Annotated in this window: 18 protein-coding genes; 11 read left to right on the top strand and 7 right to left on the bottom strand. The window is 60.8% G+C overall.

All coding sequences use genetic code 11. The features are described 5' to 3' along the window. Positions 1-6: 6 nt before the first annotated feature. On the top strand, positions 7-3,648 hold the full coding sequence (locus EKH79_RS08245; RefSeq protein ID WP_233590246.1) for a hybrid sensor histidine kinase/response regulator: 3,642 nt from the start codon (positions 7-9) through the stop codon (positions 3,646-3,648). A 26-nt stretch (positions 3,649-3,674) separates the two neighbouring features. Here the strand turns inward: EKH79_RS08245 and EKH79_RS08240 are convergent, their stop codons facing one another. Together EKH79_RS08240 and EKH79_RS08235 are read right to left on the bottom strand one after the other, a co-directional pair. Next, complete coding sequence (locus EKH79_RS08240; protein WP_126673320.1) at positions 3,675-4,097, bottom strand: DNA polymerase III subunit chi; 423 nt, start codon at positions 4,095-4,097, stop codon at positions 3,675-3,677. Between the two features lie 60 nt (positions 4,098-4,157). Then, complete coding sequence (locus EKH79_RS08235) at positions 4,158-5,645, bottom strand: leucyl aminopeptidase (protein WP_126673848.1); 1,488 nt, start codon at positions 5,643-5,645, stop codon at positions 4,158-4,160. Between the two features lie 97 nt (positions 5,646-5,742). Between EKH79_RS08235 and lptF the strand changes: the two genes are divergently transcribed. The 4 genes from lptF to ltaE are packed head-to-tail and all read left to right on the top strand — an operon-like array spanning position 5,743 to position 9,498. Then, entirely contained in the window at positions 5,743-6,849 is a 1,107-nt protein-coding gene (lptF, locus tag EKH79_RS08230; protein WP_126673319.1) for an LPS export ABC transporter permease LptF, read from the top strand. Next, the gene (gene lptG / locus EKH79_RS08225; RefSeq protein WP_126673318.1) at positions 6,849-7,955 is read left to right on the top strand and encodes an LPS export ABC transporter permease LptG; all 1,107 of its coding nucleotides are present in this window, start codon (positions 6,849-6,851) and stop codon (positions 7,953-7,955) included. The genes lptF and lptG overlap by 1 nt, the downstream gene beginning before the upstream one ends. Positions 7,956-7,965: 10 nt before the next feature. After that, positions 7,966-8,421 (top strand): putative toxin-antitoxin system toxin component, PIN family, encoded by a 456-nt coding sequence (locus EKH79_RS08220; protein WP_126673317.1) that lies wholly within the window; start codon positions 7,966-7,968, stop codon positions 8,419-8,421. Between the two features lie 60 nt (positions 8,422-8,481). After that, positions 8,482-9,498 carry a low-specificity L-threonine aldolase gene (gene ltaE, locus EKH79_RS08215; RefSeq protein ID WP_126673316.1) on the top strand — a complete coding sequence of 339 codons (1,017 nt, stop codon included), beginning with the start codon at positions 8,482-8,484 and terminating at the stop codon, positions 9,496-9,498. 158 nt (positions 9,499-9,656) lie between these two features. On the opposite strand, the gene EKH79_RS08210 is transcribed toward ltaE, so the two are convergent. Together EKH79_RS08210 and EKH79_RS08205 are read right to left on the bottom strand one after the other, a co-directional pair. Continuing rightward, complete coding sequence (locus EKH79_RS08210) at positions 9,657-10,922, bottom strand: polyhydroxyalkanoate depolymerase (protein ID WP_126673847.1); 1,266 nt, start codon at positions 10,920-10,922, stop codon at positions 9,657-9,659. 138 nt (positions 10,923-11,060) lie between these two features. After that, positions 11,061-11,561 carry an RDD family protein gene (locus EKH79_RS08205; protein ID WP_126673315.1) on the bottom strand — a complete coding sequence of 167 codons (501 nt, stop codon included), beginning with the start codon at positions 11,559-11,561 and terminating at the stop codon, positions 11,061-11,063. A gap of 26 nt (positions 11,562-11,587) precedes the next feature. Between EKH79_RS08205 and xerD the strand changes: the two genes are divergently transcribed. The 6 genes from xerD (at position 11,588) to EKH79_RS08175 (ending at position 19,935) form a co-directional block, all read left to right on the top strand. Beyond that, positions 11,588-12,529, top strand: a complete 942-nt coding sequence (gene xerD / locus EKH79_RS08200) for a site-specific tyrosine recombinase XerD (RefSeq protein ID WP_233590245.1) — start codon at positions 11,588-11,590, stop codon at positions 12,527-12,529. A 99-nt stretch (positions 12,530-12,628) separates the two neighbouring features. Continuing rightward, the gene (locus tag EKH79_RS08195) at positions 12,629-13,417 is read left to right on the top strand and encodes a disulfide isomerase DsbC N-terminal domain-containing protein (protein WP_126673314.1); all 789 of its coding nucleotides are present in this window, start codon (positions 12,629-12,631) and stop codon (positions 13,415-13,417) included. Between the two features lie 86 nt (positions 13,418-13,503). Next, on the top strand, positions 13,504-17,364 hold the full coding sequence (gene purL, locus EKH79_RS08190; RefSeq protein ID WP_126673313.1) for a phosphoribosylformylglycinamidine synthase: 3,861 nt from the start codon (positions 13,504-13,506) through the stop codon (positions 17,362-17,364). Next, positions 17,322-18,107 (top strand): hypothetical protein, encoded by a 786-nt coding sequence (locus EKH79_RS08185; protein ID WP_126673312.1) that lies wholly within the window; start codon positions 17,322-17,324, stop codon positions 18,105-18,107. Before purL ends, EKH79_RS08185 begins: the two co-directional genes overlap by 43 nt. A 50-nt stretch (positions 18,108-18,157) precedes the next feature. After that, positions 18,158-19,030, top strand: coding sequence for a glycosyltransferase family 2 protein (locus EKH79_RS08180; RefSeq protein WP_126673311.1), 873 nt, complete (start codon positions 18,158-18,160; stop codon positions 19,028-19,030). Then, positions 19,027-19,935, top strand: coding sequence for a DMT family transporter (locus tag EKH79_RS08175; protein ID WP_126673310.1), 909 nt, complete (start codon positions 19,027-19,029; stop codon positions 19,933-19,935). Before EKH79_RS08180 ends, EKH79_RS08175 begins: the two co-directional genes overlap by 4 nt. Before the next feature lie 3 nt (positions 19,936-19,938). Here the strand turns inward: EKH79_RS08175 and EKH79_RS08170 are convergent, their stop codons facing one another. The 3 genes from EKH79_RS08170 to EKH79_RS08160 all read right to left on the bottom strand — a co-directional run bounded on the left by EKH79_RS08170 (position 19,939) and on the right by EKH79_RS08160 (position 22,875). Beyond that, positions 19,939-20,484 (bottom strand): DUF2127 domain-containing protein, encoded by a 546-nt coding sequence (locus tag EKH79_RS08170; RefSeq protein ID WP_126673309.1) that lies wholly within the window; start codon positions 20,482-20,484, stop codon positions 19,939-19,941. Between the two features lie 115 nt (positions 20,485-20,599). Continuing rightward, complete coding sequence (locus EKH79_RS08165; RefSeq protein ID WP_126673308.1) at positions 20,600-20,794, bottom strand: YbdD/YjiX family protein; 195 nt, start codon at positions 20,792-20,794, stop codon at positions 20,600-20,602. Further along, entirely contained in the window at positions 20,791-22,875 is a 2,085-nt protein-coding gene (locus EKH79_RS08160) for a carbon starvation CstA family protein (protein WP_126673307.1), read from the bottom strand. The genes EKH79_RS08165 and EKH79_RS08160 overlap by 4 nt, the downstream gene beginning before the upstream one ends. Positions 22,876-23,074 lie beyond the last annotated feature (199 nt).

Here is a 23,074-nt window from a genome sequence, read left to right as displayed (position 1 = left end):
GCCACCGTGTCGGTTTTTATGTTGGGGCTGGCCTTCATGTTGGGCGCGTCTGCACCTGGCGCGTCAGCGTCTGCCCCGCAGCCGGCATCCGCAGCGTCGACCTACGCGGCCGAGCACACCGCCGAATTCGCGCCCTTGCCGACACCGCAGTTCCGCCGCTACGGCGCGGACGATGGACTGCCCAGCTCCGGTGTCTACGCCGTTGCCCAAGGGCACGATGGCTCCATGTGGTTCGGCACCAAAAGCGGTATTGCCGAATTTGACGGTGTGCATTTCCAGATTTTCCGGCACATCGAGAACGATCCCACCTCGCTCTACAACAATCAGATTTCGGCGCTGATCGTCGATCGGGACGGCAGCATCTGGGCGGCCAGTCTGGACGCGGCGCTCAACCATTACGATCCCACGACCAGCCGATTTACCCACTGGGGACACAATCCCGCCGACCCGAAGAGCCTGACCAGCGATCATGTGTGGGCGATCGCCCAGACCCCGGACGGAACCGTCTGGACGGGCACCGACAAGGGGCTCGATCGCATGCTGGCGGACGGCCACGGCTTCGAGCACGTGGTCAATCCACTGTTGGGCCCCACACCGGAGGATTTCGGTCAGGTGGGCGCGCTTTACGTCGATCCGAAAGGACGATTGTGGGTAGGCGCCTATCGCGGTGTGTTTCGTCGCGAGGCGGACGGCCGCTTTACGCACATCAAGATGTTCGAACCGTCGCAGCCCACGGATTCGTGGCGCATCAATGGCGAGGGCGATGAAGTACGCATCGCATCGGTGCGTGGACTGCTGGTGGTAGGGGCCGATGACGTCGCGCGTCCCTTTGGCGCATCCGTCATTCCCAACACCAATGTGATGACGAGTACGCGCGATGCGGCCGGACATCTATGGATCGGTACGCAGCGCGGCATGTACCTGCAGATGCGTCCGGGCGCGCCGGTGACGGCGGTCATGGATCAACCGCTGCTTTTTGGCGACTTGCCCGGCAGCTGGATCTGGCAGACGTTGATCGATCGCGAAGGCGGATTGTGGGTGACCACCATCGACGGCGGTGTGGGTTATCTCGCGCCGGGCTGGAGCAGCTTCAGCCGTTTTACGCACATTCCCGAAGACCCCAACAGTCTTCGCGACTCCATGGCGACGACCATGGCGCGCGGACGCGACGGACGTCATGTGTGGGTCGGCGAGCGCAAGGGGCGTATCGATCGACTCGATCCGATCACCGGCAAGATCGAGCACATCCTCAGCGGCTTGAACGGCGACGGCGATGTGCTCGGCATGACCGAAGACGCCAAGCAGCATCTATGGATCGCTGTGCAGGGTGCACTGTATCGCTACGACTATGTGCATGGTCAGCTCGATCAGGTGGATCAGGATGCGCAGTACCTCAAGAATCCGCTCGAGGTCGAGCCAGGTCCCGACGGCCAGATGTATGCGCGCACATTCGGGCAAGGTCTGTACCGCATCGATCCGGACACGCTGGTGGTTCAACCGGTGGCGATGGACAAACCCAATGACAAGGTCATGTGGGGTAGCGAGCTGATTTTGTACAAAGGCATGTTCTGGTACGGCAGCGATGGCGGCCTGATGCGCTTCAATCCCGCGAAGAACCGTTTCGAGATGGTGCCGGGCGTGCCTGTGGGTCAATCGATCGATGCATTCGATTTTGATCGCACGGGTATCTGGATCGCTACCGCTGACGGTTTGTATCACTACCACGCGCAAGGTCAGGGCCTGGTGCTGGATCGTTCCGTCGATGCGGCGCATGGTTGGCCGGCGTCGCTGGAAGCGGTCGATGTGGATATGGATTGCATGCAGCGCGTGTGGATTTTCAGCCGCAACGGTTTGTGGCGATTCAACATCGTCAAAGGCACCTTCCACAAAATGGGCCTGCAGAACGGTCTGGCCAACAGCGAGTTCTCGCGCGGTTACGCATTGCTGCCCAACGGTTATCTCTACGCCGCCACTGGTGGTGGCGTTGCGGGTTTTGATCCGGATATCGTCGATGCCAAGCCGCCTTCGTCGGTGTTGTCGATGACGCAAGTCACGGTGCTGAACAACAAGGGTGTCGAGCAATCGTTGCCGTTAGGTGTGCAACCGTTGCGCATCGATTGGCGCGATAGCCAGCTGCACATTCAGACGCGGCTCTTTTCGTATATCGATCCGGAGCGCAATCAGTACAGGTTTCGTCTGAACGGTCTGGACACGTCATGGGTTGCTCGCGACTACCACGGCGAACGCGAATTTTCTGGTCTTGGCAGCGGCGACTACACGTTGGACGTGATGGCGCGCGGTGCCGAAGGCGCGTGGGTGCAGTTGAGCGCGCCGCTCAAGATTCACGTGCAGTCACCACCATGGTTGCGCTGGTGGGCATGGTTGATTTATGCGTTGCTGGTGATTGCTGTGGGGTATCTGGTGTTGCTCGCGTGGCGACGCCGTCTGTCGCACAAGCATGAAATGCAACTTGCCGAACAGCGGCATCAGATCGCCGAACAGGCCAGCGCGGCCAAGAGTCAGTTTCTGGCCACGCTCAGTCACGAGATTCGCACGCCCATGACAGGTGTGATCGGCATGGCCGAATTGCTGCTCGCCACGCCGTTGAGCGACACGCAGCGCGAATATACCGAAGCGATGCAGCGCGCCAGCAACGTCTTGCTCAAACTCTTGAACGATGCGCTGGATATGGCACGTATCGAAGCGGGAAAACTGATTCTGGAATCGGCCGCATTTGATGTGCGGCCGGTGGTGCAGGATGTCGTGCGTTTGCAGCGTGGCGCGGCGCAGGCCAAGGGGCTGATGCTTGAAGCGGTCGTTGACGAGAATGTGCCCGCGTCACTGATCGGTGACGGTTTGCGCATCCGGCAAGTGTTGTTCAACCTGCTCAACAACGCCGTGAAATTCACCGAGCAAGGTCGCATCGACATTCATCTCGGATGGGTGGACGGCGAGCTGCAGATGGATGTGAGTGACACCGGTCCGGGCATTCCGGAAACCAGCCGCGAGCGACTTTTCCGGCGCTTCGAACAGGATGAGGGGCCGCAGCGCAGCGTTGGCAGCGGTCTTGGCCTCGCGATCTGCAATGAATTGGTCAGCCTGATGGGCGGCCATCTCATGTTGGAGTCGGCGCTCGGTCAGGGCAGTACGTTTCATGTTCGTCTGCCGTTGCTCGTCGCGCAGCAGACGACGCGTGCACCCATGATGGAACGCGCTTCGCAATGCAATGATCGAACACTGGATGTTTTGCTGGTCGAAGGCGATCCTACCGCGGCGACGGCCATCGGCGGCATCCTCGAACATCAAGGGCACCGTGTACGTTGCGCGAACAACGGCCTGAATGCGTTGGCAGAGTTGGCGCATGAATCCAGCGATGCGATTTTGCTCGATCTGGATTTGCCGGGTATCGATGGATTCCAGGTAGCGCAACTCATACGCCAGGGCGAGCGGGCTGGCGAGCACGTGCTGATTATCGCCATAAGCACACGTACGCGCGCCGAAGAAGTGGCGCGCGGACATCAGGTCGGCATCGATGGGTTTCTGCGCAAACCGCTTACCGGAGCGCAGTTGTCGACAGCGTTGATGGCCGCGTTGTCATCGCGTGCGTTGCGTTCTGAAACAAAGCCGTCCGAAGCGAAAACCGCTTGAAGCGGTAACGGTGAGGGTTCGCACCCTCACATGTCGAATTTGTTCAGCTCAAAGCCCAGTCGCTGATATTCGCGCCAGCGTGTGCGTGAACCGTCACGTTCGGCAGGATCGGCGGCGACGACTTCCAGGATGCGATCGCCATAGCTTTGCGGACATTGTTCGCGCAGATTGATCGTCATGGCGCGCGCGGGCGGTTCAACACCAGGCGGCACGATCAGCACGGCGGTGTGCTCGTCATCGTCGTCACCCGCGAGCTGGTGCGGAATGAACGTGTCGTCGTCGAACGACCACAGCAGTTCGTCCAACGCTTCGGCTTGCGCGAAGTCGCGCGTCAAAATCAACGTGGGCTGTTGGGCTGCGTACGCCTTGCGTGCGAGTTCGCACACGAGCAGCAGCGGCTGTTCGCTGAAGCGAGGCTTGGCGATCAGGTAAAAGTCGGCGCGCGGCATGACGTCGTGACGTAGCGGATGCCCATCATTCCGAATGCATCGAAACGATGGGCCAATCCATCAGCCGGCGCGATCGATCAACCACTGCGCCAGCAGCGGCACCGGACGGCCGGTGGCGAGGCCCTTGCGGCCTTCGTCCCACGCAGTGCCTGCGATGTCCAAGTGCGCCCAGCGCTGACCTTCGGTGAAGCGCGACAGGAAGCAGCCCGCGGTGATCGCACCAGCATTCTTGCCGCCGATGTTGGCGATATCGGCAAAGCCCGATTCGAGCTGCACGTGATAGTCGTCCCACAACGGCAGGCGCCATGCGCGGTCGAGCGTGGTTTCACCAGCGCGCAGCAGTTCATCGGCGAGGTCGTCGTGCTTGCTCATCAAGCCGCTGGCGTATTTGCCCAGTGCAATCACGCATGCACCGGTGAGCGTGGCGGCGTCGATGATCGTGTGTGGCTTGAAGGTTTGTGCGGTGTAGGTGAGTGCATCGCACAGAATCAAGCGGCCTTCCGCATCGGTGTTGAGCACTTCGATGGTGATGCCGGAAAGACTGGTGAGCACGTCGCTCGGACGATAGGCATCGCCATCGGGCATGTTTTCGACCGCCGGAACGACGCACACGAGATTGATCTTCAATCCCATCTTTACCGCGGAAATGAAAGCGCCGAGCACGCCGGCTGCGCCGCCCATGTCGAACTTCATTTCTTCCATGCCCGGACCCGGCTTCAGGCTGATGCCGCCGGTGTCGAACGTGATGCCCTTGCCGACAAAGGCGTAAGGGTTTTCGTCTTCGCCGCCGCCTTTGTATTCCAGGACGATCAGCTTGGGCTTGTTGGCCGAACCGCGGCCCACGGCAAGCAGCGAACCGAAGCCGAGCGTGGCCATCTCTTCGTGATCGAGAACCTTGCAGCTGACGTGCGCTTCGCCGTCAGCGAATTCGACGGCTTTCTGCGCAATGTAGGCCGGGTTGCAGATATTGGGCGGCAGGTTGGCCAGTTCGCGCGCAAAGAGCACGCCTTCGGCGATGGCGCGTGCCTGGTCGAGGCCGGTCTGCGCGTTGTCTGCTCCCGCGAAACTGATATGGGACAACTCCGGCTGACCGCTTTTCTCGCGCGGCTTGAGGGTGGCGGTGTAGCGATACGTGGCATGGTCGACCGCGAGTGCCGCCGTGCGCACGCGCCACGCCGTATCGCGGCTGGGAACGTCCACTTCGGTAAGGAATGACAGGGCGCTATCGATAGGCAGACGGCTGAGAGCGCGAGCGGCCTCCATGTTCACTTTCTGGAAGCGCGCCGCTTCGAAACTTTTCTGCGAGCCCAGGCCGACCACCAGCACGCGCTTGGCCTTGATGCCCTCCGGGGCGAACAGCACGGTCGTGGATGCTGCCTTACCCGTGATGTCTCCGCTTTCCACCTGACGCTTGATCGCACCGCCCGCTGCGCTGTCCACGCGTGCCGCGGCGCTGGTCAGCAGACCGTTTTCGTAGACGCCTACGACCACACAGGGGACGTCGGCGGTTTCGGGAGCGGCGGAGTCAAGGCTGAATTGGAGCGTCATCATCAATTTCCTGCGGGAGGCCGACGAGCGTCGAACCGGCTAGACTTAGGGTTTGCCTCGCCCGGCTGGCGGGGCATGGAACCCACGATTCTATCGCATGCTGAGCATCCTAGACCGATACTTCCTGCGCGAGCTGGGCCAGACTGTTGGCGCCACCGTCATCGTGCTGCTGGTCATCATGGCCGGCACATCGTTTGCGCAGGTGCTGGAGCAGGTGGCCAAAGGCAGCTTTCCCGCCAGCGTCATGTTCCAGGTGCTTGGCCTGCGCATGATCGACAGCTTGTCGACCATGCTTCCCCTGGCCGGATTCCTGGGCGTACTGCAATCCCTTGGCCGTATGTATCGCGAAAGCGAAATGCACGTGCTGGCATCGTCCGGCATGGGCATGGGCGGTTTGCTCAAGCCGATGTCGATCGTCGCGGTGATGATGATCGCGATGGTGGCGGCCATTTCGATGTGGGGCGGCCCGCTGGCGTCGCGCACGTCCGACAACCTCGTCGCGGCAGCCAACCGCTCGGTGATCGCTGCGGGTCTGGACGCCGGCCGGTTTACGGAGCTCCCGGGCAAGGGCGGGATCATTCTGGTGGACTATCTGAGCCGCGACGGCGAAAAGCTCGGTAACACCTTCCTGGCTGCCGAGCGTCAAAACCGCGACGGCACGTACACGATGAAAATGGCCACCGGCAAGAACGGCCATCTGTTCTACAACAGCGACGGCAGCAACCGTTACATCGCGCTGTTCACCGGCTGGCAGTATGAAATTCCGCTGGGCGGGGACAACTGGCGCCGCATGCAGTACACGCGCAACGACAGTGCGTTGTCGTCGATCCAATCCGACGATGCAGAAGATCCGATCCACAACCTGGACATGATCGATCTGATGCACAACAACACCCCGGATGCGCGTGCCGAGTTCGCGTGGCGCACGATCGTGCCGATGATGACACTCGCGCTATTGATGCTTGCCCTGCCGCTGTCCCGACAGACGCCGCGTGAACCGCGCTACGGTCGTATGCTGATCGCCGCGCTGGGTTTCTTTCTTTACAACAACCTCATGTTGTTGTGTCGCGGTCAGCTGGCAAAAGGCCATTGGCATCATCCGTTCCCGATGTGGATGCTGAGCTTTGCGCTGTTCCTGCTCGCAGCCTGGGCGTTCCGTAATCAATACGCTGCGCGCAAGGTGCGCAAAAAGGCGATCGCCTGATGTCTGCTAGCTTTCGCCTCAAGCGCGTGGATTATCTCATCGGCGTGACCGTATTCGGTTCGATGCTGCTGGTGTGGCTGGTGCTGATCGGTCTGGACGCGATGATCCAGTTCGTGCGTCAGCTGGGTTTCATCGGTCGTAACGGTTACACGCTGAGCAACGCGATCTTCTACGTCGTGGTGACGATTCCTCGCCGTATGTACGAGATGTTTAGCTTCGCCGCGTTGATTGGCGGTTTGCTTGGCTTGGGCGGTTTGGCTTCGACCGGTGAGCTGACCGCGTTGCGTGCGGCTGGTATGTCGCGTCTGCGTATCGCGGTGTCGGCGGTGGGTGTCGTGGCCCTATTGGTTGCCGGCGTGGTGGTCATGGGTGAAACCATCGGTCCATGGGGCGATCAGCAGGCACAGGCGCTGGAATTGCGGTTGCGCTCGAACGGCAGCCTGGGCATGACCAGCAGTGGTCTGTGGGCGCGCGACGGCGACCGCATCATCAATGCGAAGAACAGCACGTTGCGTACGATCAATGGCCGACCTTACGTGCAGCTGATCGACGTGCGCGTGTTTACGCTGACGCCGGACGGCCAGCAGCTGGCACGCTTCGATCAGGCCAACACGGCCGAACAGGTCGGAAAGGAATGGGTGCTCGACAACGTGCGCAGCAGCACGATCGACGACACCGGTGTGCACAGCCAAACGGCGACCAATGAGCGTTGGGATTCCAAGCTCGATCCGGAAGTGTTGCAGCAGTCGCTTATCCAGCCGCAATACCTGTCCATGCGCGATCTGGAACACATCATCGACTACAAGCACAGGAATGGCGAAAACACACGCCCGTACGAAACACCGCTGTGGAGTCGCATCCTTTATCCGCTGAACGTACTGGTGCTGGTGCTGTGTGCGATGCCCTTTGCATTCGGTGCGTTGCGTTCGGGTGGTTTGGGCAAGCGCATCTTCATGGGCATGATCCTCGCCATCAGTTGGTACTTCGTGCAGAAGGCCATCGTCAGTTTCGGCACGGTGTACGGCATTCCACCTGTCGTGGCGAACGTGCTGCCGGCGTTAATACTGATCGCCGTGGCCTGGTTCTATTTCCGCAAAAACGCTTGAGCGTGGCGACATGACGTCGCCAGCCACACCGCGTTACGTTCTGGACACGAATGTTTGTCTGGATGTGTTCGTGTTTGGCGATCCGCAATGTGCATCGCTGCTGCAAGCCGTCCGTGCGCGCGAGATCGAACTTGTCACGCGCGAAGATTGTTACGCGGAATGGCTTGCCGTGCTGACCTATCGGCGACTCGCGCTTACCGACGAACAACGCGCGCTTGCGGTAGAGGCTTTTGATCGGTGGGTTCACAGGCAACCACCGGACGCGCCTGCACCCGACATCGCACTCCCGCGCTGCCGCGATCGCGACGATCAAAAATTTCTGGAGCTTGCCTATCAAAGCCACGCCGTGGCACTGCTGACGCGTGACGAGGCGTTGCTGCGGCTCGCGCGCCGCACCAAACGCGAAAGTTTGTTTCTGATCCTGCCGCCTGCTTTATGGCAAGAGGCGATAAACGGCCCGCGCTGACTTGCCGATTCCCGCGGCGCGCGGCAAAGTCACAGATTCACTGAATTCACGAGGTTCGCCATGAGTTGGGTCGATCTGCGCAGCGATACGGTCACACGCCCGACAAAAGCCATGCGTGCCGCGATGCTGGACGCCGAAGTGGGCGACGACGTTTACGGCGAGGATCCGACCGTCAACACGCTGCAGCAACGGTTGGCTAGCGATTTGGGCTTCGAGGCAGGTCTGTTCGTGCCATCGGGCACGCAATCGAATCTGCTTGCGTTGATGTCGCATTGCGAGCGTGGCGATGAATACATCGTCGGCAATGATGCGCACACCTACAAATTCGAAGGCGGTGGGGCAGCGGTGCTCGGTTCGATTCAGCCGCAGCCCATCGTGCAGGACGCGAACGGCACATTGCCGTTGGATAAAGTCGCTGCGGCGATCAAGCCGATCGATCCGCACTTCGCACGCACACGTCTGCTTGCCCTGGAAAACACCTGGCATGGACGCGTGCTTCCCGCCGATTACCTGCGTGCCGCGCACGACTTTGCGCGCGAACGTGGACTGGCGCTTCATCTGGATGGCGCACGGCTCTACAACGCCGCCGTCGCGAGTGGCGTGCAAGCGCGCGAGATCGCAAGGCATTTCGATAGCGTTTCGGTGTGCCTGTCCAAAGGCTTGGGCGCACCCGTTGGCTCAGTGCTGGTGGGTTCGGCCACGCTGATCGACAAGGCACGACGCTGGCGTAAGGTCACCGGTGGCGGCTGGCGTCAGGCGGGCATGCTTGCTGCTGCATGCACATATGCGCTCGATCATCACGTGACACGATTGGCTGACGATCACGCACGGGCAGCACGACTGGCCGACGGTCTGAAGAACATTCCAAACGTCAATGTGTTAGGGCTGCACACGAACATGGTGTTCGTCGACGTGCCTGCCGATCGTCTGCGCGAACTCGACAACCATCTGCGTGCGGCATCGGTGCGCATCAGCATTGGCTACTTGCCGACGCTGCGCCTGGTCACGCATCTGGATATCGACGACGACGGCGTTACGCGCATCATCGAGGCGTTCAAAACATTCTTCGCCGCTTGAACCCTCTCCCCTTCGGGGAGAGGGCAGGGTGAGGGGGCAATCTTGTGAGACCGCGGATGAGCGCGCTGCATCTAGCAATGTCACTTATCGCTAGTGCGCCCCTCATCCCAACCTTCTCCCCAAAGGGGAGAAGGAGCTAATGTGGAACAGCGCGATAATCAGGCGCGCTTGGAAACCAGTGCCACTTCCGAACGACGAATAAAGTCACGCACCTGCGGATAAACGACTTCGCGCCAGCGGCGGCCGCTGAAAATACCGTAATGTCCCGCGCCTTCAATCACGCGATGCACGCGGCGCGACGACGGAATGCCGGTGCACAGATCGTGCGCCGCTTCGGTTTGACCGATGCCGGAAATGTCGTCCAGTTCACCTTCGATAGTCAGCAAACTAGTGCGCTTGATGGCTGACGGATCAACGCGCTCGCCGTTCACGTCCCACAAACCGCGCGGCAGCAGGAATTGCTGGAACACCGTGCTGATGGTGTCGAGGTAATACTCCGCCGGCATGTCGAGCACGGCGTTGTATTCATCGTAGAACTTGCGATGCGACTGCGCATCATCCAGGTCGCCGCGCAACAGGTTGAGATAGAAATCCCAGTGCGAGTTGAGGTGGCGATTTGGGTTCATCGCGATGAAGCCCGCGTGCTGCAGAAAGCCCGGATAGACCTCGCGGCCATGACCGGGATAGTTCGTCGGCACCGTGTGAATCACGTTGCCTTTGAACCAGCTCAACGGTTGTTTGGTCGCGAGGTTGTTGACGCTGGTCGGGCTGCGGCGCGGATCGATCGGGCCGCCCATCATCGTCATGCTGCGCGGTGTGGCTTCGCCGCGTGCGGCCATCAGCGAAATCGCGGCAAGCACCGGCACCGTCGGCTGGCACACTGAAATCACATGCAGCGATTCGGCACCGATAAAGCGAATGAACTGCTCGATCGTCGCGACGTAATCATCCAGGTGGAACGGACCGGCCGATGCCGGAACCATGCGTGCATCGATCCAGTCGGTGACGTATACCTTGTGATCGAGCAGCAACGCGCGCACGGTGTCGCGCAACAACGTCGAGTGATGACCGGACAGCGGTGCTACCACCAGCACCACCGGCTCGTTCTTCATCTTCTCGATGGTGTCCGGATCGTCGCTGAAACGCTTGAAGCGGCGAAGCTGGCAGAACGGCGTTTCCATCGCGATGCGTTCAACAATGGCGATCTCGTTGCCGTGCGCGTTGATGCTATGGATGCCGAACTCGGGCTTCTCGTAATCCTTGCCCAGACGATGAATCAGCTCGTAGCCGGCCGCCATGCGCTGCGCACCCGGCAGCTGCGACAGCGGGCTGCTCGGTTCGCTGAGCATGCGGGCACTTGCCTCGGCGTAGTGGCTCAGGGGGCCGAGGAAGGCGCGTTGCCATTCATGTAGCTGGTAGAGCATCAGGAAATTACCCACGATCTAAAGCTTGATGATAGCCGGTAATGGATTTTAATGCTGCAATGCGACAGGAAATTGACCCAATACGGATCAATGACTTACAAGGCGACTGTCGTTTCATTGAAATAAATTCCGGGAGGCTCAGCCAATGCGGCGGATTTCGGTGCCGGCTACCAGGTCGTGAACCGGGCGGCGGCGGGGATCCACCAATCCCGTGGCGAACCAGACGATCCACATGCCCAGCACGCACCACAGCGCTGTGGGCAGGCCCAGGGCAGGTGCCAGCAACAGCGCCATTAGCGGCACAGCAGCCACAACCGCTCTGAGAATGGCCTGCCAAAACGAGAGTCTTCCGCCTTCGCGCGTCGTCACGCGAATACGCCATGGCCGCATCCCCAGCGTCTGACCGCCGCGCAACCACGAGAACACGAAATAGGCCGTCACCACGATGGCCTGAAGCGGCCGGTACCACCATGCAATGTGCACCTGCGAGTCGACGGTTATGAGCTGCCCGCCGGTCGCCAGCTGACAGACCAGTCCCACCGTCATCACGATGGCGATCACTGCAACGAGGTCGTAGAGCAAAGCGAACAATCGTCGCCAAAGGGGGCAAGCAAGGTCTGTCGTTGTGGTGTTGGTCATCGGATGGCTTGCATAGGGAGCGCGCAATGCCCAGCATCGTGCGCATGAAACGTGATGTGAGTAAAGAGCAGACGACAATCGCCGAAGCGGACGCGCAGGATATTGCTGCCTTCATCGAGCGGGTGTGGTCGGAAGACGGACTGGCCGAACGCACGCTGGAGGCGTACCGGCAAGATCTCGAGACCCTGGCACGCTGGCTTGCCACGCGCGGACGCCGGCTGCACACGGCGCGGCGCGAAGATATCTCGGCCTTCCATGGTTCGCAGCCGGTCGCCGTGCGTTCCATGGCGCGGCGGCAGTCGGCGTTTCGTCGTTACTACGCGTCCGTGGCGCGCAACGAACCGGGGTTCGACGATCCGACCCTACTCATCGAACGCCCGAAAATGCCGCGCAGTTTGCCCAAGGCGTTGGCGGAGCGCGAAATCGAAGGACTGCTCAACGCGCCGGATGTATCGACCATGTTGGGCATGCGCGACCGCGCCATGCTCGAGTTGATGTATGCCTCGGGTCTACGCGTGTCCGAATTGGTCGACATGCCGCTGTCCGCGTTGAATACGCGCCAGGGTGTCTTACGCATTACCGGCAAAGGCGGTAAGGATCGTCTTGTTCCCGTGGGCGAAGTTGCCCTGGAACACATTCAGACCTATCTCGCGCAAGCGCGGCCTGCGCTGGCAAAAGGTCGGCAACCGCCCGCACTGTTTCTCAGCAATCGCGGCGAAGGGATGACGCGGCAGATGTTCTGGACGCTGGTGAAGCGTCATGCGGCAGCGGTGGGTATCAATGCCAAACGTATCTCTCCGCACGTGTTGCGGCATTCTTTCGCGACACATTTGCTCAATCACGGCGCCGATCTGCGTGCCCTGCAGATGCTGCTGGGCCACAGTGCCCTGAGCACGACGCAGATCTACACGCTCGTCGCCAAAGAGGGCCTAAAACGCCTGCATGCCCAGCATCACCCTCGTGGCTGAAAACCGCCAGAGCGAACAGTCTCTTACGGGCGTTGTGCGATACTTCGGTGCTCAACCGGCACGTCACCCTGAGCGAAGCCGGTATGTCGTGAGGTTGTGATGTCCAAGAAGTTTCGTTTGATGCTTTGCGTGGGTCTGCTCGCTCTGTCGAGCGGTGCCGTTGACGCCTATTCCACGATGGGGATGTCGGCACCTCCGAACAATCCTCAGAACATCGTGCGCATGGCCGTCATGCGACTTGTTCCCTCTGCAGAGATTCAGCAGATAGTGCCCGCGCCGATGCCTGGGTTCTATCAAGTCATCGCGTCGGGGCACCTGGTGTATGTCAGCGCCGATGGCAAATACGTCATCAATGGCGATCTGATCGACGCCGAGAAAGGCAACAGCCTCCGGGACGACGCCTGGGCGACCTACAGCAAGGCCGAACTTGCGAAGGTGCCAATGGCCGATCGCATTGTGTACGCCCCACCGCATCCGAAATACACGGTGACGGTGTTTACGGATGTGACCTGTCCGTATTGCCGCGTGCTGCATGAAGAGATTGCGGCGATCAACAAGGAAGGCATCGCCGTCCAATACCTGGCATGGCCGCGCACCGGTGTGACCGGCGAAGACGGCAAGCCTACCGACACCTACAACGAGATGGTCTCGGTCTGGTGCGCTGCCGATCGCAACAGCGCGTTCACGGCAGCCAAGGAGGGCCACGAACCCAAGCCGGCGAACTGCAAGAACCCGGTGAAGGACCAGTTCGATCTGGGCCTGCGCCTGGGAGTTGGCGAAAAGGGCACCCCGACGATTTACGCCGAAGATGGCACCGTGATCGGCGGTTTCCTGACCCCCGAGCAGCTCCTGGATGCGGTCAAACAGCATTCCGATACAGGTAGTTAAGCGCCCGGCCGCCATGGCCGTGATGCAGTGCGGCAGCATAAGGTAGAATAAGGCGCTTCCTCGCTACCTAGCGCCTTTTCCCCCGCATGATCGCACTCGACGGGCAGAGCGCCCTCTCGCCTTTTCGCCTGGAACGTCTCAACGCCCACCTTGATGCCCTGCATCGTGGTACCCGGGTGCAGGCGTGCTGGTTCGTCAATTTCATCGATGCTTCGGCTGAGCCCCAGGGCGAGCAACGCAAGCGGTTGCTGGAAGTCCTGGAGGCCAAGGACGGCAAGCCGGAAGCGGCATCGCTGTGGGTCGTGCCTCGTCTTGGCACCATTTCGCCCTGGTCGAGCAAAGCTACCGATATCTTGCGCGACGCCGGTTTCGATGTCCGCCGTGTCGAGCGCGGTACGGCCTGGCAGGTAAGCGGCTTGCCCGCGCAGGGCGACGCACGCTACAACGATGTGCTCGCCGTGCTGCACGACGCGATGACGCAGTCGGTGCTCACCAGCCTCGATAAGGCGCAGAGTCTTTTTCTTGGCGGCAGTCCGGGCGATCTCGTACACATCGCGCTGGGCAGCGATGCACGCGCGGCACTGGCCAAGGCCAATACCGAACTGGGTCTCGCGCTGGCCGATGACGAGATCGATTATCTGGCCGAACGTTACGCCGAACTCGGCCGCGATCCGACCGATGCCGAACTCTTCATGTTCGCGCAGGCCAACTCCGAGCATTGCCGTCACAAGGTGTTCAACGCCAGTTGGACGTTGGACGGCGAAGCGCAGGACAAGAGCCTGTTCGCGATGATCAAGAACACGCACCAGCGCTCGCCGGCGCACACGCTGTCCGCCTACAAGGACAACGCGGCGGTGATCGAAGGCAACGTCGGCAAGCGCTTCACGGTCGGCGCTGGCGATGTGTGGCGCAGCAACGAAGAACACATCGACTACGCGATCAAGGTCGAAACGCATAACCATCCAACCGCCATTGCGCCGTGGCCCGGCGCGGCAACCGGTGCTGGCGGTGAAATTCGCGACGAAGGTGCGACCGGCCGTGGTGCCAAACCGAAAGCGGGGCTGACCGGCTTTTCGGTGTCGGATCTGCGTATTCCAGATTCGCCGCAACCGTGGGAAGTGGATCGTCCGCTGCCGCCGCGCATGGCGAGCGCTTTCGAAATCATGCGCGACGGCCCGCTCGGCGCCGCCGCGTTCAACAACGAATTCGGCCGTCCATGCCTCGGTGGCTATTTCCGCACGTACGAGCACGAAACCGGCGAAGCCGGTGTGCGTCGCGGTTACGATAAGCCGATCATGATCGCTGGCGGTATTGCGAATATCCGCAACGATCACGTGCAAAAGCACGACGTGCAGCCGGGTCATGCCGTGATCGTGCTTGGTGGTCCGGCCATGCTCATCGGTCTCGGCGGCGGTGCCGCTTCGTCCGTGGCATCCGGCGCATCCAGCGCGGAACTCGACTTCGCTTCCGTGCAGCGCGACAACGCGGAAATGGAACGTCGTTGCCAGCAAGTCATCGATGCCTGCTGGCAGCGTGGCGAACGCAATTCCATCGTGAGCATTCACGACGTCGGCGCCGGCGGTTTGTCCAACGCCATTCCCGAATTGCTGAATGACGCCGGCGTGGGCGGCGAGATCGATTTGTCGAAAGTGCCGTGCGACGATCCTTCGCTCTCGCCGATGCAGGTGTGGAGCAACGAATCGCAGGAACGCTACGTCCTCGCCATCGCGAAAGAAAACCTGCCGGAATTCGAAGCGTATTGCGTACGTGAGCGTTGCCCATATGCCGTAGTCGGTACGGCAACGCAAGAGCGCGTGCTGCGCGTGAACGATCCGCGCCGCAACCTCACCGTGATCGATCTGCCGATGGATGTGCTGTTCGGCAAACCGCCGCGCATGCATCGCGATGCGAAACGCATCAAGCCGCGCATCGATCTCGTTCCCGATTTGAACGGCATCAGCATGGAAGAAGCGCTGATGCGCGTGCTGCGTTTGCCGACCGTCGGCAGCAAGAGCTTCCTCATCACCATCGGCGATCGCAGCGTGGGCGGTTTGTGCTCGCGCGATCCGATGGTTGGCCCGTGGCAGGTACCTGTGGCGGATTGCGCGGTGACCTTGCTCGACTTCGACGGCTACAAGGGCGAGGCGATGGCGATGGCCGAGCGCGCGCCGGTCGCCTTGTTGAGCAGCGCGGATGCCGCGCGTCTTGCCGTTGGCGAAGCGATTACCAATCTTGCCGCTGCGCCGATCGACAATCTGGGTGAAGTGCGCCTGTCCGCCAACTGGATGGCGGCGGTCAATTATCCCGGTGAAGACGCAGCGCTGTTCGATGCGGTGAAAGCCGTTGGCATGGAGCTGTGTCCCGATCTCAGCATTTCCATTCCGGTCGGCAAAGACTCGCTGTCGATGCAAACCGTGTGGAAGGACGGCGATACGCAGCAGCGCACGATTGCGCCGGTCTCGCTGGTCATTACCGGCTTCGCACGCGTTAGCGACGTTCGTCGCACGTTGACGCCGCAGCTACGCCTCGATCGCGGCGATTCCGATCTGTGGCTGATCGATCTTGGCGCCGGTCGTGCACGTCTTGGCGGTTCCGCGCTGACGCAAGTGTTCAATCGTGGCGGTGGCGTACCGCCGGATCTGGATAACGCCAAGCATCTGAAGGCGATATTCGAGCTGGTGCAGGAAGCCAATCGCAGCGGCCTGGCGCTGGCCTATCACGATCGTTCCGACGGCGGCGTCATTGTGACGCTGCTCGAGATGGCCTTCGCTGGTCACTGCGGCCTGGAAATCACGCTCGATGGTTGGGCGGAAGCGACACTGCGCGCACTGTTCAATGAAGAACTCGGCGCCGTGCTGCAAGTTGCGTCAGCCAATCGTGAAGCGTTCGAAGCACTGCTGGTCAAGCATGGCCTTGCAGGCATGAGTGCGCGCATTGGCCGTCCGACCGAGAAGCTCGGCATCAAGATGTTCCTCAACGGCGATAAGCTGTTCAAATGGAACTGGACGCAGCTGTTCAAGGCGTGGAATGAAACCAGCCATGCCATGCAGCGTCTGCGTGACAATCCTGTCAGTGCCGATGCCGAACTCGAATGGCGCATTGCCGATGACGATGCGGGCATTTCGCCGAAGCTCACGTTTGATCCGTCCGACGACATCGCGGCATCGCATATCAAGCAATTCACGCGTCCGCGCGTGGCGATCCTGCGCGAGCAGGGCGTCAACGGTCAGGTCGAAATGGCTGCTGCGTTCACGCGTGCCGGTTTCGATGCGGTCGATGTGCACATGTCCGACCTCGCCAGCGGCCGCGTGAAACTCGACGATTTCCGTGGCCTCGCCGCATGCGGCGGGTTCTCCTACGGCGACGTGCTCGGCGCGGGACGCGGTTGGGCTGCATCGATTCTCTATAACGACAAGCTGCGCGCGCAATTCGAAGCGTTCTTTGCCGACCCGGCCAAGTTCGCGCTCGGCGTGTGCAACGGCTGCCAGATGATGAGCCAGCTCAAGGACATCATCCCCGGTGCGCAGCACTGGCCGAAGTTTCTGCGCAATGCGTCCGAGCAATACGAAGCGCGCCTGTGCACGCTGGAAGTTCTCGACTCGCCGAGCATCTTCTTCAAGGGCATGACCGGTTCGCGTATTCCGGTCGTCGTGGCGCATGGCGAAGGGCGCGTGAGTTTTCCGCAAGCGTGCAGTCCGTCCAAGGCGGGTGCTGCGTTGCGCTTTGTCGATAGCCGCGGCAAGCCGACCGAAAACTATCCGCTCAATCCCAACGGTTCGCCGGGCGGGCAGACTGGTTTCACCGCTGCCGACGGCCGCGTCACCATTCTGATGCCGCATCCGGAACGCGTGCATCGCACCGTCCAGATGAGCTGGCATCCGGATTCATGGGGTGAGGATTCGCCGTGGATGCGCATGTTCCGCAACGCAAGGGTGTGGTGCGGCTGAATCCGGCCGCACAACGACGCCGGTGGCCAAGTCTGATAGTGGCCATCGCGTGGGCACTGTTGCTTGCCCTCTTGCCGTGGTGGATCGGTGCGCCGCTGTTGCTGGCGCTGGTGATCGCGCAGCTGACGCATGTGCCGCGCTTGCAGTACTACAGCGGTGTTATCCGTCGCGCGCTGCGCTGGGGCTTTGCGGGCGTGCTGGTTGCAAGTTTTCGCGCCTTTGGAGGCCACGCGCTGGGACTTACGTTCACGCTGTTGGTCGCGCTCGCGGGTTTCTCGCTACTGGTGTTGCTGGAGTCGTGGCAAAACCGCAAACCTTTGCGGGATTCAACACTGGCTGCCGAGTCGCCAGAGTGGCGTGACATGGCGATGGCGCCGGTAGGGCCTTCGGCCGTCATCATTGAACTCGAATCGCCGACGTGGATGGCGCCCAGTGATTGGCCGGCCGATGCAACTTTTCACATCGAATGCCTCACTGACCGGAGTTACCGCGTCGGCAGGAACACGAAGATCCATCATGTAGAGCCGCAAATGTCACTGTCGAAGGGGCAGGGATGGGTCGCATGGCCCATGACAGCCGGGCGTGGCGTAGTACTGTACGATCTCGTTCGCGATAAAGCCTTCCGAATTCGTGGCTGGCAGCTGTTTGGCTGGCGCGGCGACGAAGCATGGCTGACGCGCGGCGACGATCAACCGCCACTGGCGCTATCGCATGTGCTTGGTCAGGATCACATTGACGAATAAACGAAGCGCAATCGAATAAGGTTCGCTTCGTCTCGGTAAGCAAGGTCACTATGTCAGCCGTCGACGCAACATCGCCCGTCATCAGCGTCATCGTCGTCTCCGCCGATAGCGGACCGATGCTGCGCGAGTGCATCTACGGCGTCCTGGGTTTTTCCATCCCGCTGGAAGTGCTGCTTATCGACAACGGCTCGAGCGACGGCATTCCGCAGGCGATTGGGCGTGGGCGCGAGAGCGACCACCGGCTCAAGATTATCTACAACCACAAGAATCTGGGTTTTGGTCCGGCCGTGAATCGCGCTGCCGCACAGGCGCGTGGACAGACGCTGCTGATTCTCAACCCCGATTGCATGATCACGGAATCGGAACTGCAGCGATTGCTGGAGATTCTGTCCAAAGAGCCGAAAGCAGGTTTGCTTGGCGCCGTGGTATGCGATGAAAAAGGTGTGCCCGATTCCGCGTCGTATCGTCGCGATCCGGTGCTGCAACGCGCGCTGACGACGCTATTCAAACGCAACGACGAAGGCGTGAATATCGGTGGTCCCATGCCCGATCATGTCGTCGAGGCAGAAGCCGTCTCCGGTGCGTTGATGCTTATGCCTCGTCGCGTCTTCGAATGGTTGAACGGATTCGACGAAGCGTACTTCCTGCATTGCGAAGACCTTGACCTATGCCGGCGCGTACGCGATGCGGGCTGGCGCGTGTTGCTTGCCGGCGATGTGCGCGTGCTGCACGGCAAAGGCGGTTCGAGTCGCCATCGCCCTGTCTTCGTCAGTTATCACAAGCATCGCGGCATGTGGCGCTGGTTCCGGAAATTCGATCCCGCGGCACAACGGCCACTGGTTGCCGGTACGGTATGGCTCGGCTTGTGGTCGCATTTCCTGCTGCAGATTCCCGGTCAGTTGTTCCGGATGGCCAAACGATGATTGCCGAATCGCGGATACGCACGCTGGCAACCATCGGCTTGCTGGCGATGACGGCGGTATGGGGCTCGACGTTCGTTCTGATCAAAGGTGTTGTCGATCGTTGGCCCGTCGCCGACTTTCTGGCGGTGCGTTTTATTATCGCCGCGATAGCGATGCTGCTGGTATTCCATCGTCACGTTGCGCGATTGGGTCGTCAGAAATTATGGCGTGGCGTGGTGCTCGGCATGCTTTACGGTGTCGGCCAATTGCTGCAGACGTGGGGTCTCTCGCTTATTTCGCCCAGCGTCAGCGGTTTTGTCACCGGCATGTATGTGGTGTTCACGCCGATACTCGCCACGCTCGTTTTTCGTCAGCGCATGCCGGCGATCATCTGGTTGGCGGTGGGATTGGCAACGCTCGGATTGGCGTTGCTCTCTCTGAATGGCTTTTCGGTCGATGAAGGTGTTTGGCTTACGCTTATCGCAGCGTTGCTCTATGGCCTGCACATCGTGCTGCTCGGGCGTTGGTCGCATGCGGAAGAAGCTTTCGGTCTGTCGGCAGTGCAGATGGTCGTCATCGCGGTCGTCTGCATGCTCGCCACCGTGAGTCATGGCGGTCCCGCGCTTCCACCCGATCGCAGCGCGTGGATCGCCGTGCTGTATATGGCCTTGATTGCGGGAGCGGGCGCCATGTTGATGCAAACCTGGGCGCAAGCTCACTTGCCCGCCACGCGTGCGGCCATTGTCATGACGACCGAGCCCGTATTCGCCGCGTTCTTCGCTGTATTGCTGGGCAGCGATGTGCTCACGTGGCGAATGGTCGGTGGCGGCGCACTGGTGCTTGCCGCGATGTATCTCGTCGAATTGATGCCGCGTCGCAGAGCGGAAGGTGAGTTGCCTGCCGAGGCCGTCCATCACGAAGTGTGACGGTTAACCTTCTTGCGTGCGCGTTGCTTTGGATGCGCTGCCATTCGAACTTCGCGCATGCGGTTGCAAAGCAAGGCGAACCAGGTACAGCACGATGGCGACGTTGGCGATCAGCGCTGCAAGCTTCAGCCACGTGAAGCGATGGAACACTTCATAGATTTCCACCGGAATCAGCGAGCCGGTGGCGATCACGGTGAACCATTCTGCCCAGTGTTTGCGTAACCATAGCCCAGTGCCTTCGGTGGCAAAAATGGCCGCATAGACCAGCGCAACGATGCCGATGGCAACGAATTTGCTGGGGCCGAGGTTTTCGAGCATCTCGACCAGCTGCCAGCGCAGGCCATTCGTGTCCGTCAGCGACAGATGTTCGAGAATGTCGATCAGATGATCGAATGTTTTTTCGCGATGCAGCCCAAACGCCATGAAGGCCAGGATGATCAGTCCGATGGTCTTGATCCCTTTGTAAATCGCGATCACCCGCAGACCGACGCTATGTTGCGCTTCGATCTCGGTGCTGGGTTTGGTAATGCGATGTTCGCTGGGGGACATGGGCGGCAGTCACGGGCTTGCGTGAAGGGACAGTTTAATGGCGGGAGATGTGGGCGGGCCATGTCTTAATGAGGACATGACCCGGATTTTCCAAGATTCAGGCGTGGCGTAGCGTTCAGCAGCAGCGGCCGCCCGTACCTTTGTAGCGCGCGGTTTGCCGTTCGCGGAAGAACTCGGCATACGTCGGGATTTTCCGTTCGGGGTGGTGGGTGCGCAGATGCGCCACGTAGACATCGTAGTCCGGCACGCCACAGCTCAATCGTGCGGTCTGCACTAGGCGCTGCCACAGCTTAGAGAGGGCGATGTTCATGAGGCCTGACTCACGACACTGGACAGTGCGATACGGGGTGCCTCATGCGCAGTGGGCACACTGCTGCGCCACGCTTTGATCATGGCGTAGACGCTGAAGGCGCACATGGTCAGCACCAGCAGCATGAACAGGCCGGTCAGCGTGGCATCCACGCGGTTGTTGGTGATGATCTGCTGCATTTGCGCGACGTTCTTCGCGGGCGCCAGTAGTTGCCCCGCTTGCAAGGCCTGGGTGTAGTTCTGCGCAGCGGCCGTGAAACTGATTGAGCCACTGAGCTTTTCCCAACCCGCTGTCAACGTGCATACGATCAACCAGATAGCAGGAATTCCCGGCACAAGCACGTAGCGTTGGCGTTTCAGCTTGACCGTCACCACTGTTGCCAGCATCAAGGCAATCGCCGCAAGCATCTGGTTGGCGATGCCGAACAGCGGCCAGAGTGTGTTGATGCCACCCAATGGATCGACCGCACCCTGATAAAGAAAGTAACCCCACAATGCTACGCAAATCGACGTCGCCAGCACGTTGCCGAGCCACGATTCCGTGCTCTTGAGCGGCTCGTGAACAAGGCCCGCGATTTCCTGGATCATGAAGCGTCCCACGCGCGTGCCCGCATCCACCGTCGTGAGAATGAACAGTGCTTCGAACAGAATGGCGTAGTGATACCAGAACGCCATCATGCGCTCGCCCGGCAGAATGCTGTGCAGCAGTTGCGCCATGCCCACTGCGAGCGTTGGCGCGCCGCCGGCACGGCTGAGAATGCTGGTTTCGCCGATGTCGTGCGCGGTGCGCGTCAACTCATCCGGTGTGACGACGAAGCCCCACTGGCTGATCACCGCTGCAGCGTGTTCGGGCGTGGTGCCGATCAATGCCGCGGGGGAATTCATCGAAAAATACACGCCCGGATGCAACGACGTCGCAGCGATCAACGCCATGATGGCGACGAACGCCTCCATCAGCATGCCGCCGTAACCGACCATGCGCGCTTCGCCTTCGTTGGAAAGCAACTTCGGCGTGGTGCCCGACGCGATGATCGAATGCCAGCCCGATACCGAGCCACAGGCAATGGTGATGAACAGGAACGGGAACAGCTGCCCCTGGAACACGGGGCCCGTGCCGTCGATAAAGCGCGAGACCGCCGGCATCTGCAACTGCGGTGCAGCGAAGAAGATGGCGATTGCCAATAGCAGGATCGTGCCGATCTTCAGGAACGTGGACAGATAGTCACGCGGTGCCAGCAACAACCACACTGGCAGCACCGATGCGAAGAATCCATAAGCAATCAACAGCCACGCGAGCGACTTCGCATCGAAGTCGAAGAACGCCGCCAAGTCGGGCGTCGCCGCAATGTGCGCGCCGTAAGCAATCGAGCTGATCAGCAGCACCAGTCCGATGATCGACACCTCAAGAATGCGCCCCGGACGGAACCAACGCAGGTAAACGCCCATCAGCAGCGCAATCGGAATGGTGCAGGCGACGGAGAACGTGCCCCATGGGCTATGCGTCAGCGCTTTCACCACCACGAGCGCCAGCACCGCCAGCACAATCATCATCAGAGCAAGCAAGCCGAACATCGCGACGACGCCTGCCAGCGGCCCGAGTTCTTCGCGCAGCATGTGTCCCAGCGAGCGTGCATCACGGCGAACGGACAGACCCAACACCATGAAATCTTGCACGGCACCGGCGAACACAACGCCGAACAATATCCATAGCGTGCCCGGCAGGTAACCCATCTGCGCAGCGAGCACCGGACCGACCAAGGGACCCGCACCTGCAATCGCTGCAAAGTGATGCCCGAACACCACCCACTTGTCAGTAGGCACGTAATCCAGCCCATCATTACGCAGCACGGAAGGTGGCGCGCGGCCGGGATCCATGCGTAAAACATAGTTTTCGATGAAGCGCCCGTAGAAGCGATAGCCGATCAGGAACACGGCAATGGATGCGGCGACGATCCATATAGCGTTCACCGGCTCGCCGCGCCGCAGTGCGACTACCGCGAGGCAACAGGCGCCAATGATGGCGATGAGCGCCCAGACGATTTTGCTGCCTACGCCGATTGGCTTCGTTGCAACAGTTTCCATGGCAGATCTCCGGGTCAGATAAGCCTGTTCGATGCCGCGTTGAACGCGCTCTGGGCGATGAAAGCTACCGACGGGCTGCGGGCAGGGCCCTAGGTTCGTCCTGTCGGCGACAAGGGTCAATAGCGCAAGGCAGCATGCGCCGGATTGGCTCTCACTATCGCGCCGTAGTGGCGAGGTCTTTAAGGCCAGGCAGCCTGCA

It is taken from the genome of Dyella dinghuensis (genome assembly GCF_003977615.1).
GTDB lineage: Bacteria > Pseudomonadota > Gammaproteobacteria > Xanthomonadales > Rhodanobacteraceae > Dyella_B > Dyella_B dinghuensis.
Note: the sequence above shows the minus strand (reverse complement) of the source record. Positions and strands in the feature narration are given on the sequence as shown.

Excerpts from the sequence above, each read along its gene's own strand:
- xerD (WP_233590245.1), top strand. The coding sequence starts at position 11,588 with ATGCCCAGCATCGTGCGCATGAAACGTGATGTGAGTAAAGAGCAGACG.
- EKH79_RS08210 (WP_126673847.1), bottom strand. The coding sequence starts at position 10,922 with ATGCTCTACCAGCTACATGAATGGCAACGCGCCTTCCTCGGCCCCCTG.
- EKH79_RS08220 (WP_126673317.1), top strand. The coding sequence starts at position 7,966 with ATGACGTCGCCAGCCACACCGCGTTACGTTCTGGACACGAATGTTTGT.
- EKH79_RS08205 (WP_126673315.1), bottom strand. The coding sequence starts at position 11,561 with ATGACCAACACCACAACGACAGACCTTGCTTGCCCCCTTTGGCGACGA.
- EKH79_RS08240 (WP_126673320.1), bottom strand. The coding sequence starts at position 4,097 with ATGCCGCGCGCCGACTTTTACCTGATCGCCAAGCCTCGCTTCAGCGAA.
- EKH79_RS08180 (WP_126673311.1), top strand. The coding sequence starts at position 18,158 with ATGTCAGCCGTCGACGCAACATCGCCCGTCATCAGCGTCATCGTCGTC.
- purL (WP_126673313.1), top strand. The coding sequence starts at position 13,504 with ATGATCGCACTCGACGGGCAGAGCGCCCTCTCGCCTTTTCGCCTGGAA.
- ltaE (WP_126673316.1), top strand. The coding sequence starts at position 8,482 with ATGAGTTGGGTCGATCTGCGCAGCGATACGGTCACACGCCCGACAAAA.
- EKH79_RS08235 (WP_126673848.1), bottom strand. The coding sequence starts at position 5,645 with ATGACGCTCCAATTCAGCCTTGACTCCGCCGCTCCCGAAACCGCCGAC.
- EKH79_RS08160 (WP_126673307.1), bottom strand. The coding sequence starts at position 22,875 with ATGGAAACTGTTGCAACGAAGCCAATCGGCGTAGGCAGCAAAATCGTC.
- EKH79_RS08195 (WP_126673314.1), top strand. The coding sequence starts at position 12,629 with ATGTCCAAGAAGTTTCGTTTGATGCTTTGCGTGGGTCTGCTCGCTCTG.
- EKH79_RS08170 (WP_126673309.1), bottom strand. The coding sequence starts at position 20,484 with ATGTCCCCCAGCGAACATCGCATTACCAAACCCAGCACCGAGATCGAA.
- lptF (WP_126673319.1), top strand. The coding sequence starts at position 5,743 with ATGCTGAGCATCCTAGACCGATACTTCCTGCGCGAGCTGGGCCAGACT.
- EKH79_RS08165 (WP_126673308.1), bottom strand. The coding sequence starts at position 20,794 with ATGAACATCGCCCTCTCTAAGCTGTGGCAGCGCCTAGTGCAGACCGCA.
- EKH79_RS08175 (WP_126673310.1), top strand. The coding sequence starts at position 19,027 with ATGATTGCCGAATCGCGGATACGCACGCTGGCAACCATCGGCTTGCTG.
- lptG (WP_126673318.1), top strand. The coding sequence starts at position 6,849 with ATGTCTGCTAGCTTTCGCCTCAAGCGCGTGGATTATCTCATCGGCGTG.